The sequence below is a fragment of the Duganella sp. genome (assembly GCF_039595735.1).
Lineage (GTDB): Bacteria > Pseudomonadota > Gammaproteobacteria > Burkholderiales > Burkholderiaceae_D > Rugamonas.
This window is the reverse complement of sequence record NZ_JBCNLB010000032.1, coordinates 13806-29759: the sequence shown is the minus strand read 5'-3', so window position 1 is coordinate 29759 and position 15954 is coordinate 13806. Positions and strand designations below refer to the sequence as shown.

Below are 15954 nucleotides of genomic sequence, written 5' to 3'. Positions count from 1 at the left end.
GGCTTTGGCTACGATCCTTACTTCTTCATTCCATCGCTGGGCAAATGCGCGGCCGAGCTGGCGCCGGAAGAGAAAAACGCCTTGTCGCACCGCGGCCAGGCCCTGCGTGCATTGGTAGAGAAGCTGAAATGATCCCGATTAAAATCGTCGGCGCCAATACGCAAGCCAGCAAGCCAGCGGCCGACATCAGCGAGGCTGCCGGCGTCGCTGCCAGGTACCTGCAGGGCGGGGCGCTGAATCTGACCGCGCTGCCGCCGCTGTCGCTGTACATCCACTTCCCATGGTGCGTTCGCAAATGCCCATACTGCGACTTCAACTCGCACGAAGCCAGGGACGGCGGCGCCTTCCCTGAGCAGGAATACCTGGACGCGGTGCGCACCGACCTGGAAATGGCGCTGCCGCTGATCTGGGGCCGCAAGATCTACACCATCTTCATCGGCGGCGGCACGCCCAGCCTGATGTCGGCGGCGGGGCTGGACCGCCTGCTGTCCGACGTGCGCACCTTGCTGCCGCTGGACAGCGACTGTGAAATCACGATGGAAGCCAATCCCGGCACCTTCGAGGCGGAGAAGTTCAAGTCCTATCGCGCCAGCGGCGTGAATCGCCTGTCGATCGGCATTCAGAGCTTCAATGAACGCCACCTGAAAGCACTGGGCCGCATCCACGACCACAACGAAGCGCAACGCGCCGTGGAAATCGCCCTGGCCAACTTCGACAACTTCAACCTCGACCTGATGTACGCGCTGCCGTCGCAAACGCTGGCAGAGGCGCGCCAGGACGTGGAAACGGCGATGGCCTTCAAGCCGCCGCACCTGTCGCTGTATCACCTGACGATGGAGCCGAACACGCTGTTCGCCAAATATCCGCCGACGCTGCCGGATGACGACACCAGCGCCGACATGCAGGACATGATCGCGGAGCTGACCGCCGCCAACGGCTACCGCCAGTACGAAATTTCGGCCTACGCGCAAGAAGGCCATCGCGCGCGGCACAATCTGAACTACTGGGAGTTTGGCGACTACCTCGGCATCGGCGCGGGTGCGCATTCCAAGCTGTCGTTCCCGCACCGCATCCTGCGGCAGGCGCGCTACAAGCAGCCCAAGGCTTACATGGAGCAGGTCAAACTGGGCGCGCCGGTGCAGGAAGAATACGAAATCCAGCGCGAAGACATGGGGTTTGAATTCATGCTCAACACCCTGCGCCTGCACGGCGGCTTCGACCCCAACCTGTTCAGCGAGCGCACCGGCTTGAGCATCAACGCCATCGAACAGCAGCTCAACGCGGCAGAGGCCAAAGGGCTGCTCTACCGCGACTACAAGATCATCAAGCCGACCGAATTAGGCCAGCGCTTCCTCAATGACTTGCAAGAGATGTTTTTGAAAGGTTAGTGCCCAGCCGTGGCGTGGCGCGCCTGGCCGGCTGCGGCAGCGCGCCGTGCAAACCATCGTGTCCCAGCTTGAAGGAGGACGCCACCTCGGCCAGGCGCACCGCCTGCTCCTGCATGCTGGCCGCCGCCGCCGCAGCCTGCTCCACCAGCGCCGCGTTCTGCTGCGTCACGCTATCCATCTGGCCGATGGCGGTGTTGACCTGATCGATGCCGATACTCTGCTCACTGCTGGCCGAGGTAATCTCGCCCATGATATCGGTAACGCGGCGCACGCTGGACACCACATCGCCCATGGTGCTGCCGGCCTGCTGCACCAGCCTGGAGCCGGCATCCACCTGCTCGACCGAATTGCTGATCAACTGCTTGATTTCCTTGGCCGCAGCGGCCGAGCGCTGGGCCAGATTGCGCACCTCGGACGCCACCACCGCAAAGCCACGGCCCTGTTCACCGGCGCGCGCCGCCTCCACGGCGGCATTCAGGGCCAGGATATTGGTCTGGAAAGCGATGCCATCGATCACGCTGATAATATCGAAAATCTTGCGCGACGAATCATTGATCGAGCCCATGGTATCGACCACCTGGCCGACAATGGCGCCGCCTTTCTCGGCCACCTCGGACGCCGCCTGCGCCAGCTGGTTGGCCTGCCGCGCGTTCTCCGCATTCTGGCGCACGGTGGAAGTCAGCTCCTCCATCGACGACGCGGTCTCCTCCAGCGAACTGGCTTGCTCCTCGGTGCGCTGCGACAGATCCATATTGCCGGACGCGATCTCGTTGGATGCGGTGGCGATGGTGTTGGTGCCGATCTGGACCTGGCTCACCACCGTGCGCAGCGCATCGTTCATGCCGCGCAGGGCCTTCATCAACTCCCCGATTTCATCCTTGTTATGTTGCGACGAAAACTGCGTGGTCAGATCGCCGTTGGCCACCGTGGCCGCGATATCCACCGCCGACTGCAGCGGCACCGTAATCGAGCGCGAAATGATCCACGCGGCCACCGAGCCTATCGCCACCATCAGCACGGCCAGGATCAGCAGCAGCGTATTGGCGCGGTCGTTGGCGGCGTCGATGGCGTGCGCGGTATCGTCGATCGCCTTGCGCTGGAACGCCAGCAGCTCATTCACCTTGCCCTGATAAGCCTTGGCGGCGGGGACGAAAGTCCCCTTGAACATGGCGTCGACCGCAGCGTCGTCGCCAGTCTTGCGGATGTTGCCGACATCGCTCTTGGCCTTCTGATACACATTGCGCAGCGTGGTGACGCTATCGAACAGCGCGCGTTCCTCATCGCTGGCAATCAGCTCCTTCACCTGCGCCATCAGCTCGGCGCCGCGCTTGCTGCTGGCCGCAATCACGTCGGCAAACACGGTGGGCAGGGTTTCATCCTTGCTGCGGGCGATCAGCTCCGTGCGCGCCACGGCGGAATACAGCAGCACATACCAGTCGGACACCAGGCGTTCCTTGGCCAGCGGCTTCTCCATCATGGTGCGCGTGGCCTGCGCGTTGGCGCGGGCATTCACCAGCGCCACCGAAGTGGCAATGATGGCCAGCAGGAGCACCACGGCAAAGCCGAGCGCAAGACGGGTACCGATGCGCATCTGCGACAGAACATTCATGATCAAGACTCCCTCAAGCGTGCGGGAGTCCAGTATGCGCCTGCCGCGCGGACTTGCGTGGGTTCTGTTGCTTTTTGGGAACAGTCAAAAACTGGCAGTCTGCTTCAAGTCCGGCTTTTCGCACCAGCGGGCGAAGGCCTCGGCCATGCGTTCACCCTCACCGATGGCATGCAACCAATCGCGCGTGCGGTGCTCGTGGTTCTGGCCGTAGACCTTGAAGTCCTTGCGGTCCGGGAGTTTGGCGTTGGGCAGCTGGCGGACGAAATCGGCGGAGGGCGACACCAGGATCATATTTTCCAGCGCCTGATCGCGCGCGCGCCGCCACGGCATCGACTTATCGAGCCAGCCGGGCACGATGTAATCGCTGAAGTGCGGATACAGCACCAGGCCGGGATCGCGCTGATAGGGCAGATGCAGGTGATAGTCGATCAAGCCGCCGTCCCAGTAAGCGCCAGCGGGCGCGCCGGCGATATTGGTGACCGCCTCCAGCACCAGCGGGATCGAGCCGGAGGCCAGCAGCGCATCGCGCAGATTGTCTGGCGAGAGGGCGACGAAGTGGGCGGCGAAGGCGTCGAAATCATCGCGCAGCCAGCGGGCGTCGTCGCCCTGATGGTGGAAAATCACGCGCTCCATGGATGTTGCCAGGCGCTTGCGGGACATGGCGTTGCCGGCGGCGGCCAGCAGAAAGCCGGCCATCTCGCGCCAGCGCGCGCCGTTGGTGCCGGCCAGCGCGCCGATGCCGCGGATAGTGATGATCGAAACGTGGTGTTCGGAATGACTGACCACCTCATGGCCGCGGCCATCGAGCAGCTCGTCGAGCAGGGCGCGGCAGGTCTGCGAGACATAGGCGGGCGTCACCTTGTCGGGATAGCGCTGGCTTGCGTACAGGCGCGCCAGCCGCTTGTGGGCCGCGACCGGATCGAGAAACGCGGAAGCTGCCATGCGCCAGGCGCCGATGGACGCGCCGATCAGCTTGCGCTGGCGCGGCGCGCGCTTGAAAAACTCGCCAAACATCCAGCAATCCAGGCCATGCAGGATCAGGCCCTTGGGCCCGCCGGCAGCGGCGGGCACGATGGCCACATCAGCCGCCTGCACACCCTCGGCGGCAATCCGCTGGCGCGCCCGCTGGCCGAGACGAATAGTAATCGGAGAAGTCATAAGTCATCCAAAGTTCGGGGTCAGCTCTGTCATTTGGACAGCTAGCGCTATCTTTTGATCTATCTCAATACGCGAAAACGCGCAAATTCGCGTATTGAGATAGATCAAACAATCGGTTCGCGTGTCCGAATGTCAGAGCTGACCCCGAATTTTACTTGAGGCCGCCGCCGAGGGCGCGGTACAGGTCTATCGCGCTGGTGGTGCGCAGCAGGCGCGCTTGCACCAGTGTTTGCTGGGCGCTGAATAGTTCGCGCTGGGCGTCCAGCACGTCCAGCGAGCTGGCGACGCCGTTGTCGAAGCGCAGCTGCAGCAGCTTGAGGCGGTCCGCCTGCGCTTCCTGCACGGCGCGCTGGGCGTTCACTTGTTCGCCCAGGTAGTCGCGCGCGGCCAGGGCGTCCGCCACTTCACGGAAGGCGGTCTGGATGGTTTTTTCGTAGTCGGCGACGGCGAGGTTTTTGCGGACTTCGGCCAGCGTCAGGTTGGCGCTGTTGCGGCCAGCGTCGAAGATCGGCAGCGTCAGTTGCGGCGCGAACGACCAGCTGCCGGAGCCGCTGTCGAACAGCCCATGCAGCGATGGACTGCTGCTGCCCACCGCCGCCGTCAGGCTGATACGCGGGAAGAACGCTGCGCGCGCCGCGCCGATGCTGGCGTTGGCCGCTTTCAGGCGCTGCTCTGCGGCGCGGATGTCGGGACGGCGCGCCAGCAGGTCGGAGGGCAGGCCCTCCGGCAGGGCGCTCAGGGTGTCGATCTGGGCGTCGCCAGGCATGGCGCCCGAGGCGGCTGCCGATGGCGCCTGGCCGACCAGCAGCGTCAGTGCATTCTCAGCCTGCGCCCGCTGGCGCGCCAGCGTGAGCGCCGCGGCGCGCGCGGTTTCCATCAGTGTTTCGTTGGAGCGCAGATCGAGGCGCGAGGATGCGCCGACTTCGGCGCGCTGCTGCGTGAGCTTGTAGGTGCGGGCGCGCGCTTCATACGTTTGCTGCGCCAGCGCGTACTGTTCGGCGTAAGCGCGCTCGGTGTAGTAGGCCTGCGCCACTTGGGCCACCAGTGCGATCTGCGCCGCCAGTCGCGCTTCCTCGGTGGCGAGGTAGCTTGCGAGCGCGGCGTCGTTCAGGCTTTTTACGCGGCCGAAGAAGTCCAGTTCAAATGAGGATACCGATACGCCAACGTCGTAGCGCTCACCAATGGTGGAGCGCCCGGTCGATGACAGGAAGGCCGGCGTTTTGGCACGGGTGTCGGCAAGGCTGGCGTTCACGTTCGGCAGGCGGTCGGCCGACTGGATGCTGTACTGCGCGCGCGCTTCTTCGATGCGCAGCACCGCCGCGCGCAGGTCGCGGTTGTTTTCCAGTGCGGCGCCGATCAGGGCCTGCAGGCGCGGATCGGTGAAGTAGTCGCGCCAGCCGGTATCGACTGCGCTGCGGGCGTCGGCACGCAGCGGCACCGCAACGCTGGTGCGCGACGCGGCGCCGGCGCTGTCGGACGGGAAGGCCGCCGCCACCGGCGCGGCAGGGCGCTCGTACGTCGGCGCCAGCGAGCAGGCCGACAGCAGCAGGGCGCCGGCCAGGGCGGCAGGCTTAATCGTAGGTTTCATGGTTTTTATCATTCAGTTCATGTGCAGCCAGCTTGCGCTGACGTTCGCTGCCCTTGAAGATGCGGCGTATCACCACAAAGAAGACCGGCACCAGGAACACCGCCAGCACGGTCGCCGTGATCATCCCGCCCATCACGCCAGTGCCGATGGCGCGCTGGCTGGCCGATCCCGCGCCGGTGGCAATCACCAGCGGCAGCACGCCGAGGATAAACGCCAGTGAGGTCATGATGATGGGGCGGAAGCGCAGGTGCACCGCTTCCAGCGTTGCCTCGATCAGGCCTTTGCCTTGCGCCTGCAGGTCTTTCGCAAACTCGATGATCAGGATCGCGTTCTTGGCCGACAGGCCGATAATCGCAATCAGGCCGACCTTGAAGTAGACGTCATTCGGCAGGTCGCGCAGATGTGCGCCCAGCAGCGCGCCCAGCACGCCCAGCGGCACCACCAGCAGTACGGCGATCGGGATCGATTCGCTTTCGTACAGCGCCGCCAGCACCAGGAAAGCCGCCAGCAGCGACAGCGCGAACAGCATCGGCGCCTGCGAGCCGGAGGTTTTTTCTTCCAGCGATTGTCCGGTCCATTCGATGCCGAAGCCCGGCGGCAGCTGTTCCGCCAACCGCTCCAGCTCCGCCATGGCCTCGCCGGTGGACCGGCCGGGCGCCGCATCGCCGGTCAGTTTGATGGCCGGGTAGCCGTTGTAGCGCACCAGCTGCACCGGCCCTTGTATCCAGCGCGAGGTGGCGAATGAGGAGAACGGCACCATGGTCCCGCTGGCGCTGCGCACGTTGAGCTGCATGATGTCTTGCGGCTGCAGGCGGCGCGGCGCGTCGGCCTGCACGATCACGCGCTGCTGACGTCCGCTGCTGGTGAAGTCGTTGACGTAGGAGGAACCCAGCGCGGTGGACATCATCGAATTGATGTCAGCGAAAGCCACGCCCAGCGCATTGGCTTTCTCGCGGTCGATTTCCACACGCAGCTGCGGCGCATCTTCCAGGCCTTCCGGACGCACGCCTTTCAGGATGGGGCTTTTGCCCGCCAGTTCCAGCAGTTGGTTGCGCGCCGCGACCAGCGCATCGTGACCCTGCGCGCTGCGGTCCTGCAAGCGCGCGGTGATGCCGGTGGCGTTGCCCAGTTCACGGATCGGTGGAGGGCTGAGCGGGAAGATGATCGCATCCGGGATGCCTGACAATGCGCCAAACGCGCGCTGCGCAATCGCCTGCGCCGAGTCTTCCGGCCCGCGCTCTTTCCAGTCTTTCAGCGGCACGAAGATCAGGCCCGCGTTCTGGCCATTGCCCGAGAACGAGAAGCCCGCCACGGCAATGGTGCGCGCCACGGCCGGTTGCTTGCGGAAGTAGGCGTCCGCCTGCGCCAGCACCGCCTGCGTGCGTGATTGTGATGCGCCCGGCGGCAGCTGCACGTTGGCGATCAGGTAGCCCTGGTCCTCGTTCGGCAGGAACGACGATGGCAGCTTGGCATACAGCCAGCCCACCACGCCGCACAGCAGTGCGAAGATCACCAGGTAGCGGCCGGTGCGCTTGAGGATTTTAGCGATTACGCCCTGATAGCCGCTTGCCGTCACCGCGAATGTGCGGTTGAACCAGCCGAAGAAGCCTTTTTTCTCATGGTGGTGGCCAGCCTGCACCGGCTTGAGCATGGTGGCGCACAGGGCCGGCGTCAGGGTCAGCGCCATCAGCGCCGAGAACAGCATGGCCGATACCATCGCCAGCGAGAACTGGCGGTAGATCGCGCCCACCGCGCCGCCAAAGAAGGCCATTGGAATGAACACCGCCACCAGCACCAGCGTGATGCCGATGATGGCGCCGGTGATCTGGCCCATGGCCTTGCGGGTGGCGTCGCGCGGCGACAAGCCTTCCTCGCTCATGATGCGCTCGACGTTTTCCACCACCACGATGGCGTCATCGACCAGAATACCGATCGCCAGCACCATGCCGAACATGGTCAGCACGTTGATGGAGAAGCCGAACAGCTGCATCGCCGCGAAAGTGCCCATCAGCGCCACCGGCACCACGATGGTCGGGATCAGTGTGTAGCGGATGTTTTGCAGGAACAGGTACATCACCAGGAACACCAGCACCACGGCTTCCAGCAGGGTCTTGACCACTTCTTCGATCGAGATCTTGACGAACAGGGAGGTATCGTAAGGGATGGTGTATTTCACGCCGGGCGGGAAGTATTTCGCCAGCTGGTCCATTTTTTCATGCACGGCGGTGGCGGTTTGCAGCGCGTTGCCGGTCAGGGACAGCTGCACCGCAATCGCCGCAAACGGCTGGCCGTTCAGGCGCGCGCTGGTGTTGAAGTTGGCGCCGCCCATTTCGATGCGCGCCACATCCTTGAGCCGCACCAGCGAGCCATTCGGATTCGCGCGCAGCACGATGTTGGCGAATTCGGTGGTGGAGGTCAGCTGGCCGGTCACCACGATCGGCGCCGAGAAGGTTTGCTGCGCGGGACTCGGCAGGTCGCCCAGCGTGCCGGAGGTGACCTGCGCATTCTGCGCACGGATCGCCGCCGTCACGTCGGCCATGTTGAGTTTCAAGCCGATCAGCTTTTGCGGATCGACCCAGATGCGCATGGCGCGCTCGGTGCCGAACAACTGCGCCTGGCCGACGCCCGGAATGCGCTTGATTTCGTTGACCACGTTGCGCGCCATGTAGTCGCCCAGGCCGGTCGGATCGAGGCGCCCGTCGGTGGAGGTCAGGCCGACGAACATCAGGATGTTGGTGCGCGCCTTGTTCACCTGCACGCCTTGCTGCGTCACCGCAGCGGGCAGGCGCGATTCAATCCGCTTGATGCGGTTCTGCACATCCACCGCCGCCAGGTCCGGATTGGTGCCGGGGACGAAGGTGACGGTGATGCTGACGGCGCCACTGGCTTCGCTTTGCGATTCCACGTATTGCAGGCCGTCGGCGCCGTTCATTTCCTGTTCAATGACGCTGGTGACGGCATCGTCCAGCACTTGCGCGGTGGCGCCCGGGTAGTTGGCCGACACCACGATGGCGGGCGGCGCGATGGTCGGGTATTGCGATACCGGCAGCACGGTGATCGCCAGCATCCCGCCCAGCAGGATGAAGAGGGCGATCACCCATGCAAACACCGGGCGGTCGATGAAGAACTTGGCCATGTGCGCTCCCGCTTACTTGGCCGCGGCCGGCGCGGCTGCCGGCGTGGCGCCGACCGGGCCTTTCCACGGCTGCGGATTCACCGTGGCGCCAGGCTTGGCTTTCTGGAAGCCTTCCACCACAATGCGTTCGCCGCCTTTCAGGCCGGCGCTCACCACCCAGTTGTTGCCGTCGTTGGCGTTGGCGGTCACCGGTTGCGATTGCACCTTGTTGTCGGCGCCGACGATCAGCACTGTCGCGCCTTCGTTGGTGCGCACGATGGCCTGCTGCGGCACGGTGATGGCGGCTTCGCTTACGCCCTGTTCGAGGCGCGCGCGCACGTACATGCCTGGCAGCAGAACGCGGTTCGGATTCGGGAACTCGGCGCGCATGGCGACGGTGCCGGTGCTTTCATCCACCGAGACGTCCGAGAACAGCAGCTTGCCCGCGTGCGGGTAGGGCTGGCCGTCCTCCGTCACCAGCGTGACGCGCGCCTGGTCTTTGCCGGCGCGTTGCAGCTTGCCGTCGGCCAGCGCGCGCTGCAGCTTCAGCACCTCGGTCGACGATTGGGTGATGGTGACGTAGATCGGATCGAGCTGCTGCACGGTGGCCATCGGCGTCGCCTCGCCCTGGCCGACCAGCGCGCCCTCGGTCACCAGCGCGCGGCTCACGCGGCCGGAGATCGGCGCGGTGACGGTGGCATAGCCCAGCGTCAGGCCGGCGTTGGTGCGTGCCGCCTTGCTGGTGGCCAGATCGGCCGCCGCCTGCTTCTGCGCGGTGACGGCGTCGTCGTATTCCTGCTGGCTGACCGCCTGCGCCGCCAGCAATGGCTTGTAGCGTTTTACCTTGAGTTCCGCCTGCGCCAGGTTGGCCTCGGCCTTGGCCACCGCCGCCTGCGCGCTGTCGTACGAGGCCTGGAACTGCGCCGGGTCGATGCGGAACAGGACTTCGCCGGCCTTGACGTCGCCGCCTTCCTTGTACACCCGCTGCAGCACGATGCCGGCGGTGCGCGCGCGCACCTGCGCAATGCGCGAGGCCTCGGTGCGGCCAGGCAGTTCGCTGTTCAGGGTGACGGTGGCGGGAGCGACGGTGATGACGGAAACGGTGGCGGGCGGCGGTGCGCTTTTCGGCGCTTCCTTGTCGCCGCAGGCGCTCAGCAGGGTGGTGATGGCGATGGCGACGGCGGTGCAACGAGGGACGAATCTCATGGATGTCTCACGATGTTTGTAGTTAACGCAAGATTGTAATGCAAAAAAGGCAGAAGGGCGGACCGTGCCGCGCTTCTGCCTTTGCCATCAACCCGGCGTTGAAATTAACGCATGCCGGAGATGATTTGTTTCAGCTTGGCGGTATCGGCCACGAAGGCGCGGATGCCTTCGGCGGTCTTCTCGGTGGCCATCGCGTCTTCGTTGAACATGAAGCGGAAAGTCGGCTCGTCGATGGCGATTTTGCCGATTGGGGCGCTGCTGCTGGCGTCCGGGCTCAGTTTGCGTTCGACCGGTGCATCGCTGTCGGCCAGTTTTTGCAGCAGGTCCGGGCTGATGGTCAGCAGGTCGCAGCCGGCCAGTTCCAGGATCTGGCCGGTGTTGCGGAAGCTGGCGCCCATCACTTCGGTGTTGTAGCCGAATTTGCGGTAATAGTTGTAGATGCGCTTGACCGACTGCACGCCCGGATCTTCGGCGCCCTGGTAGTCGATGCCGGTGGACTTTTTGTACCAGTCATAGATGCGGCCGACGAACGGCGAAATCAGCTTGGCGCCCGCTTCGGCGCAGGCGATCGCCTGCGGCAGCGAGAACAGCAGCGTCATATTGGTGTGGATGCCTTCTTTCTCCAGGAGCTCGGCGGCGCGGATGCCTTCCCAGGTGGAGGCCATCTTGATCAGGACGCGCTCGCGGTCGATGCCGTTCTTTTCGTACAGCTTGATCAGCTCACGGCCCTTGGCCACCGAGGCGGCGGTGTTGAACGACAGGGCGGCATCGATTTCGGTCGACACGCGGCCCGGGATCACGCGCAGGATTTGCTTGCCGAAGGCGACCAGCAGATGGTCGATCACTTCGCCGGTGCTGGCGTCCAGGTTATCGCGCACGGCTTTTTCCAGCAGCGGCTTGTACTCTTCTTTTTGGACCGCTTTCAGGATCAGCGACGGGTTGGTGGTGGCATCGCGCGGCGTGTACTGCTGGATGGCCTGGAAGTCGCCGGTATCGGCAACCACGATGGTGTGCTGCTTGAGTTGTTCGAGTTGGTTCATGAACGCTGCCAATCTGATAAGAAAAGTTGTGGTCGCGCTTATTTTACTCCGAACCCGGCGCGTTCAGCCCAGACGCATGACAATTGCGCCACAGGCGATCAGGCTGACCGCCAGGATGCGGCCCGGCGCCAGCCGCTCGCGCAGGAACAGGGCGGCAATGGCGGCGGCAAACAGGATCGAGGTTTCGCGCAGCGCGGCGACGGCCGCCACCGGCGCGTGCGTCATGGCCCACAGCGCCAGTCCGTAGGAAGCCAGCGTGCCGACGCCGCCCAGCAGCATCACGCGCGCCTGCGCGCGGGCGTAGCCGGGGAGCTCGCGCCAGCGGTGGGTGGAGCACAGCAGCAGCATGGCGGCGGTCAGCACGAACAGCCACATGGTGTAGGCGGCCGGCGCCCCGGACTTGCGCACGCCGACGCCGTCGATCATGGTGTAGGCGGCGATGACGGCGGCGTTGAGCAGGGCGTAGCAGGTGGCGCGGCGGCGGGCGTCGCGGTTGGCGTTGGTGTCGGCGCCGACGCTGGCGCCGCGCAGGATGGTCAGGGTCAGCACGCCGCCGCAGATCAGCACCACCGCGACGTCCTGGCGCCAGTGCAGGCGCTCGCCCAGCAGCGGCACGCTGGCCAGCGCCACCAGCAGCGGCGCGGCGCCGCGCATCAGCGGGTAGGCCTGGCTCATGTCACCGTGCTTGTAGGCGGCGGCCAGCAGACGGTAATAGATCACCTGGCAGCAGGCGGAGGCGATCAGCCAGGGCAGGCTGTCCGCGTGCGGCACGGCGGCGAACGGCAGCAGCGGCAGCGACACCAGGCCGGCGCCGCAGGCCACCAGCAGGGTAGTCAGGTATTTATCGGGACCGGCCTTGACCAGCGCATTCCAGCTGGCGTGCAGCAGCGCGGCAAGCAGTACGATAGTGACGACCGAACCTTCCATCAGTTAGCGCAGCTCCTTGCGGATCACCAGTTTCAGGCCGGACCAGACCTCGCTGACGGCGCATACTTTCACGTCGACAAAGCCGATCGGCAGGCACAGTTCGCGGATGGTGTCCTCCGTGATATCGGTGGGGACTTTGGCGCCCTTCTTCGGCCAGGAGACCCACACCGCGCCATCGGGCTTGAGCGTGGCGCGGGCGGCGTCCAGCTGCCTGACCAGATCGGCCTTGCGGTCGCAGAACAGGTGGACGATATCGGTGGATGACGAGAGACGCGACTGGAACTGCACACCATCCGGCAGCGGCGTCAGCCAGTCGCGGTACTGTTCCGGCGCGCGCCTCGCGAACACGCGGCTGCCGGGCGCGATTCCCAGCTTCTTGAACAGCGGCGTGCCCGAATATCCGACGGCTGCATCCATGGTGGCTCCTCATTTGCGCGGTATGGTGCGCAAATGATACCGGACTTGAAGATTTCGCCGTTTTTATATCAGCCGATGAAGGAATCGAATTGCAGATCGAATTCCTGCAGGGCTTTCTGGGCGTTCTGCATTTTCTTGCGGAACTCGGGGCCGCGCTGCAGGGCCAGGCCGACCGCCAGCACGTCGATCACCACCAGGTAGGCCAGGCGCGCCGAGATCGGGGTGTACGGGTCGATGTTGAAAATCAGGTCGATCGGGATCAGCACCGTGGCCAGGTCGGCCAGCGGCGTGCCGGATGGCGCCAGCACGATGACGTCGGCGCCGCCGCGGCGCGCCAGTTTCACCGAGCGCACCAGGGACGGGCTATTGCCGCGCTGCGAGATCGCCACCAGCGCGTCGCCGGTGCGCAGCAGGGCCGCCGCGATGCTGTGGATGTGCGGGTCGGCATAGGCCACGGTCGGCACGCCCGAGCGGAAGAATTTGTGCTGGGCGTCGGCCGCCACGATGCCGGAGGTGCCCTGGCCGTAGAACTCGATCTTGTTGGCCTTGGACAGGATGTCCAGCGCCTTCTGGATCGCTTCCGGATCGAGGTTGTTGCGCAGGTCCAGCAGGGTGTTGATCGAGCGGCTGCAGATCTTGTTGACCAGGTCCGCCGCCAGGTCGTCCTGGGTCGGCTGTTCGTTCAGGCCGGGCAGGGCCAGCGCCAGGCCCTGGGCCAGCTTGAGCTTGAACTCATGCCAGCCGTCATAGCCCAGCGTGCGGCAGAAACGTACCACGGTCGGTTCGGACACTTGCGCGCTTTTGGCCAGCGCAGTGATGTTCTGGTTGACCGTCTGCGTCGGATGTTCGAGCACGGCCAGCGCCACCTTGCGCTCCGATTTGGAGAGCGAGTCGAGTTGGGTACGGATGGAATCGAGCAGCATTAGTCTTCCGGCAGAACTTCTTCACGCCACTGCAGGCCATCGCGGCCGATCAGCGCCGAGGCGGCGGCCGGGCCCCAGGTGCCGGAGGCATATGGCAGCGGGTAGCTGTCTTCCGATTCCCAGCTGTTGAGGATAGGCTCGACCCATTCCCACGCCGCTTCCAGTTCGTCGCCGCGCATGAACAGGGTCAGTTGGCCGCGCAGCACGTCCAGCAGCAGGCGCTCGTAGGCTTCCATGCGCGGCGATTTGAATTGCTCGCGGAAGTCCAGTTCCAGCTCGGCCTGTTTCAGGCGCATGCCGTCGCCCGGCGTTTTGGCCATCAGGTTCATGCGCAGGCCTTCGTCCGGCTGCAGGCGGATCACCAGCGAATTCGGCTGGAAGCTGTTGGTCGGCTGGTTGAAGATCGAGTGCGGGATCTGCTTGAAGCGCACCACGATTTCGGCCAGGCCGTCGGCCATGCGCTTGCCGGTGCGCAGATAGAACGGCACGCCGGCCCAGCGCCAGGTGTCGATTTCGGCTTTCATGGCCACAAAGGTTTCGGTGCGCGAGTGCGCTGGCGCATCCGGTTCGTCGCGGTAGCTCGGCACGGCCTTGCCGTCCACATGGCCGGCGCGGTACTGGCCGCGCACGATGTTCTGCGCCAGCGTGGTCGGGGTGAAGCGCTTGAGCGAACGCAGCACCTGCAGCTTGGCGTCGCGCACCGCATCGGGCGCGATCGAGGTGGGCGGCTCCATGGCGACGATGCACAGCAGTTGCAGCAGGTGGTTCTGCAGCATGTCGCGCAGCGCGCCCGAGGTGTCGTAGTAACCGAGGCGGTTGCCGACGCCCAGCTTCTCGGCAATAGTGATCTGCACGTCGGAGATCCACTCGCGGCGCCACAGCGGTTCAAACAGGATGTTGCCGAAGCGCAGGGCCAGCAGATTCTGCACGGTCTCCTTGCCCAGGTAGTGGTCGATGCGGTAGATCTGCGATTCCTCGAATACCTTGCCCACTTCGGCGTTGATCTGCTTGGCCGAGGCCAGGTCGCGGCCCAGCGGCTTTTCCAGCACCACGCGCGAATTCGGCGTGACCAGGCCATTCTCTTTCAGGCTTTCGCAAATCTTGGCGAAGATGGCCGGCGGCGTCGCCAGGTAGTAGACCTTGGTGATCGCCTCGTCCTTGCGCAGCGCTTCCACCAGCGGCTGGTAGCTGCCGGCGTCGGTGGCGTTCAGCGACACGTAGACGATGCGGGCGGTAAAGCGCGACCACGCGGCCGCCGTCACGGCCGGCGATTTGATCAGCGGCTTGGACGTGGTTTCCACGGTCTGCAGGAATTCTTCCTGGCTGGCTTCTGCGCGGCCGACGCAAATGATGCGGGCGGTCGGGGGCAGGTCATTGGCTACATCGCGGGCATACATCGCGGGCAGCAATTTGCGCATCGCCAGATCGCCGCTGCCGCCAAACAGAACCAGATCAAAATCGGAAAGAGCCATAGTATGAGAATCGTCGCAAAAAAAGTGCCGAAGGAATTGCCGCGCGCAGCACGGCCGCTACTGTAAATTTACTACTTATATGGGTGGTTTGCAAGAAAATTTACTACATTCTGCTGGGCGGAACGCGTGTTGTTGCGGTCTCACTCCATTATAAACCGGGCCGTCGCGCGGCCCGGTTTGCCGCTCAGGCGGAGCGGTAGCTGGGCTCGGCGCGGCCGGCCACGTCCATCTCGATCGCCAGCAGTTTGCCGCTCAGCGGATACTGCGCCAGTTCCGGCGCCGGCCGCGCGCCGGCGCTGGTGACGTACAGGGTTTTCAGATCCGGGCCGCCAAACGCCGGCATGGTCGGGCAGCGCACCGGCAGCTTGATGTCGCCCAGCAGCGCGCCCTGCGGCGACAGCTTGACGATGCGCGCGCCTTCAAACATCGCCACCCAGTAGTTGCCTTCGCTGTCCACGGCGGCGCCGTCCGGCCGGCCGCCGTAGTTGTTTTCCTTGTCCATCGAGAACTGGTGCAGCAGGCGCTGGTTGTCCACGGTGCCGCTGGCGACGTCGTAATCGAGCCGGGTGACGCGGTGGGCGGCGGTGTCGGCGTGGTACATGGTCTTCTGGTCCGGGCTGAAGCCGGAGCCGTTGGAGTTGGTCATGCCGCCCGACCAGGCCTTGCGCAGCTTGCCCTGTTCCAGCACGTACATCTCGGCCGCCGGCTTGTCGCGCGGTTCGTAGATGGTGCCGACCCAGAAGCGGCCCGCAGGATCGACGTGGCCGTCGTTGAAGCGGGTGATCGACTGGTCGTAAGGCGCGGCCACGATCTCGGTCAGTCTGACGTCGTCGCTGCCGGTGTCCAGGTGCGCGAAGCCGCTGCGCATGGCGACGATCAGGCCGCCCCGGTCGCTGATGCCCAGCGTGGCCGGCTCGCTGGCCAGCTTCCATGCGCGGTGCGCGCCGCTGGCGGGATCGAGGCGGTGCACGGTGAAGGCGGGGATGTCCACCCAGTACAGCGCCTGCTCTTGCGGGTGCCACAGCGGGCACTCGCCGGTTTGCATCACTGCGTCGTAAGCTACTTTGATGTTCATATGTGTGGGCCTCAAGCCGTCATTCCGGCGCAGGCC

At 64.9% G+C, this 15954-nt stretch carries 13 protein-coding genes; 2 read left to right on the top strand and 11 right to left on the bottom strand.

Going from position 1 to position 15954, the window contains the following annotated elements; translation table 11 throughout:
- Together ABDW57_RS27255 and hemW are read left to right on the top strand one after the other, a co-directional pair.
- Window positions 1–132: non-canonical purine NTP pyrophosphatase (locus ABDW57_RS27255; protein ID WP_343733277.1), on the top strand; the 132-nt coding region annotated here is incomplete at its 5' end.
- Window positions 129–1388, top strand: a complete 1260-nt coding sequence (gene hemW, locus ABDW57_RS27250) for a radical SAM family heme chaperone HemW (protein ID WP_343733275.1) — start codon at window positions 129–131, stop codon at window positions 1386–1388. The genes ABDW57_RS27255 and hemW, both read left to right, overlap by 4 nt.
- Here hemW and ABDW57_RS27245 read toward each other — a convergent pair.
- The 11 genes from ABDW57_RS27245 to ABDW57_RS27195 form a co-directional block, all read right to left on the bottom strand.
- On the bottom strand, window positions 1354–2997 hold the full coding sequence (locus ABDW57_RS27245; protein ID WP_343733274.1) for a methyl-accepting chemotaxis protein: 1644 nt from the start codon (window positions 2995–2997) through the stop codon (window positions 1354–1356). The genes hemW and ABDW57_RS27245 overlap by 35 nt on opposite strands.
- Before the next feature lie 84 nt (window positions 2998–3081).
- Window positions 3082–4155 carry a patatin-like phospholipase family protein gene (locus ABDW57_RS27240; RefSeq protein WP_343733273.1) on the bottom strand — a complete coding sequence of 358 codons (1074 nt, stop codon included), beginning with the start codon at window positions 4153–4155 and terminating at the stop codon, window positions 3082–3084.
- Between the two features lie 151 nt (window positions 4156–4306).
- Entirely contained in the window at window positions 4307–5743 is a 1437-nt protein-coding gene (locus ABDW57_RS27235; protein ID WP_343733272.1) for an efflux transporter outer membrane subunit, read from the bottom strand.
- On the bottom strand, window positions 5727–8879 hold the full coding sequence (locus ABDW57_RS27230; protein WP_343733271.1) for an efflux RND transporter permease subunit: 3153 nt from the start codon (window positions 8877–8879) through the stop codon (window positions 5727–5729). The genes ABDW57_RS27235 and ABDW57_RS27230 overlap by 17 nt, the downstream gene beginning before the upstream one ends.
- A 12-nt stretch (window positions 8880–8891) precedes the next feature.
- Window positions 8892–10064, bottom strand: a complete 1173-nt coding sequence (locus ABDW57_RS27225; protein ID WP_343733270.1) for an efflux RND transporter periplasmic adaptor subunit — start codon at window positions 10062–10064, stop codon at window positions 8892–8894.
- 104 nt (window positions 10065–10168) lie between these two features.
- On the bottom strand, window positions 10169–11104 hold the full coding sequence (tal, locus tag ABDW57_RS27220; protein ID WP_343733269.1) for a transaldolase: 936 nt from the start codon (window positions 11102–11104) through the stop codon (window positions 10169–10171).
- 63 nt (window positions 11105–11167) lie between these two features.
- Window positions 11168–12031: an EamA family transporter gene (locus ABDW57_RS27215; protein ID WP_343733268.1), complete on the bottom strand. Its 864-nt coding sequence runs from the start codon at window positions 12029–12031 to the stop codon at window positions 11168–11170.
- A 3-nt stretch (window positions 12032–12034) separates the two neighbouring features.
- On the bottom strand, window positions 12035–12448 hold the full coding sequence (locus tag ABDW57_RS27210) for a DUF3052 family protein (RefSeq protein WP_343733267.1): 414 nt from the start codon (window positions 12446–12448) through the stop codon (window positions 12035–12037).
- Between the two features lie 68 nt (window positions 12449–12516).
- On the bottom strand, window positions 12517–13371 hold the full coding sequence (locus ABDW57_RS27205; RefSeq protein WP_155466821.1) for an SIS domain-containing protein: 855 nt from the start codon (window positions 13369–13371) through the stop codon (window positions 12517–12519).
- Window positions 13371–14843: a glucose-6-phosphate dehydrogenase gene (gene zwf, locus ABDW57_RS27200; protein ID WP_343733266.1), complete on the bottom strand. Its 1473-nt coding sequence runs from the start codon at window positions 14841–14843 to the stop codon at window positions 13371–13373. Before zwf ends, ABDW57_RS27205 begins: the two co-directional genes overlap by 1 nt.
- Window positions 14844–15027: 184 nt before the next feature.
- Window positions 15028–15918, bottom strand: a complete 891-nt coding sequence (locus ABDW57_RS27195; RefSeq protein WP_343733265.1) for an SMP-30/gluconolactonase/LRE family protein — start codon at window positions 15916–15918, stop codon at window positions 15028–15030.
- Between the last annotated feature and the right edge of the window lie 36 nt (window positions 15919–15954).

Bases quoted from the DNA above. Each gene is read 5' to 3' on its own strand.
- hemW (WP_343733275.1), top strand. From the start codon at position 129: ATGATCCCGATTAAAATCGTCGGCGCCAATACGCAAGCCAGCAAGCCA.
- ABDW57_RS27245 (WP_343733274.1), bottom strand. From the start codon at position 2,997: ATGAATGTTCTGTCGCAGATGCGCATCGGTACCCGTCTTGCGCTCGGC.
- ABDW57_RS27240 (WP_343733273.1), bottom strand. From the start codon at position 4,155: ATGACTTCTCCGATTACTATTCGTCTCGGCCAGCGGGCGCGCCAGCGG.
- ABDW57_RS27235 (WP_343733272.1), bottom strand. From the start codon at position 5,743: ATGAAACCTACGATTAAGCCTGCCGCCCTGGCCGGCGCCCTGCTGCTG.
- ABDW57_RS27230 (WP_343733271.1), bottom strand. From the start codon at position 8,879: ATGGCCAAGTTCTTCATCGACCGCCCGGTGTTTGCATGGGTGATCGCC.
- ABDW57_RS27225 (WP_343733270.1), bottom strand. From the start codon at position 10,064: ATGAGATTCGTCCCTCGTTGCACCGCCGTCGCCATCGCCATCACCACC.
- tal (WP_343733269.1), bottom strand. From the start codon at position 11,104: ATGAACCAACTCGAACAACTCAAGCAGCACACCATCGTGGTTGCCGAT.
- ABDW57_RS27215 (WP_343733268.1), bottom strand. From the start codon at position 12,031: ATGGAAGGTTCGGTCGTCACTATCGTACTGCTTGCCGCGCTGCTGCAC.
- ABDW57_RS27210 (WP_343733267.1), bottom strand. From the start codon at position 12,448: ATGGATGCAGCCGTCGGATATTCGGGCACGCCGCTGTTCAAGAAGCTG.
- ABDW57_RS27205 (WP_155466821.1), bottom strand. From the start codon at position 13,371: ATGCTGCTCGATTCCATCCGTACCCAACTCGACTCGCTCTCCAAATCG.
- zwf (WP_343733266.1), bottom strand. From the start codon at position 14,843: ATGGCTCTTTCCGATTTTGATCTGGTTCTGTTTGGCGGCAGCGGCGAT.
- ABDW57_RS27195 (WP_343733265.1), bottom strand. From the start codon at position 15,918: ATGAACATCAAAGTAGCTTACGACGCAGTGATGCAAACCGGCGAGTGC.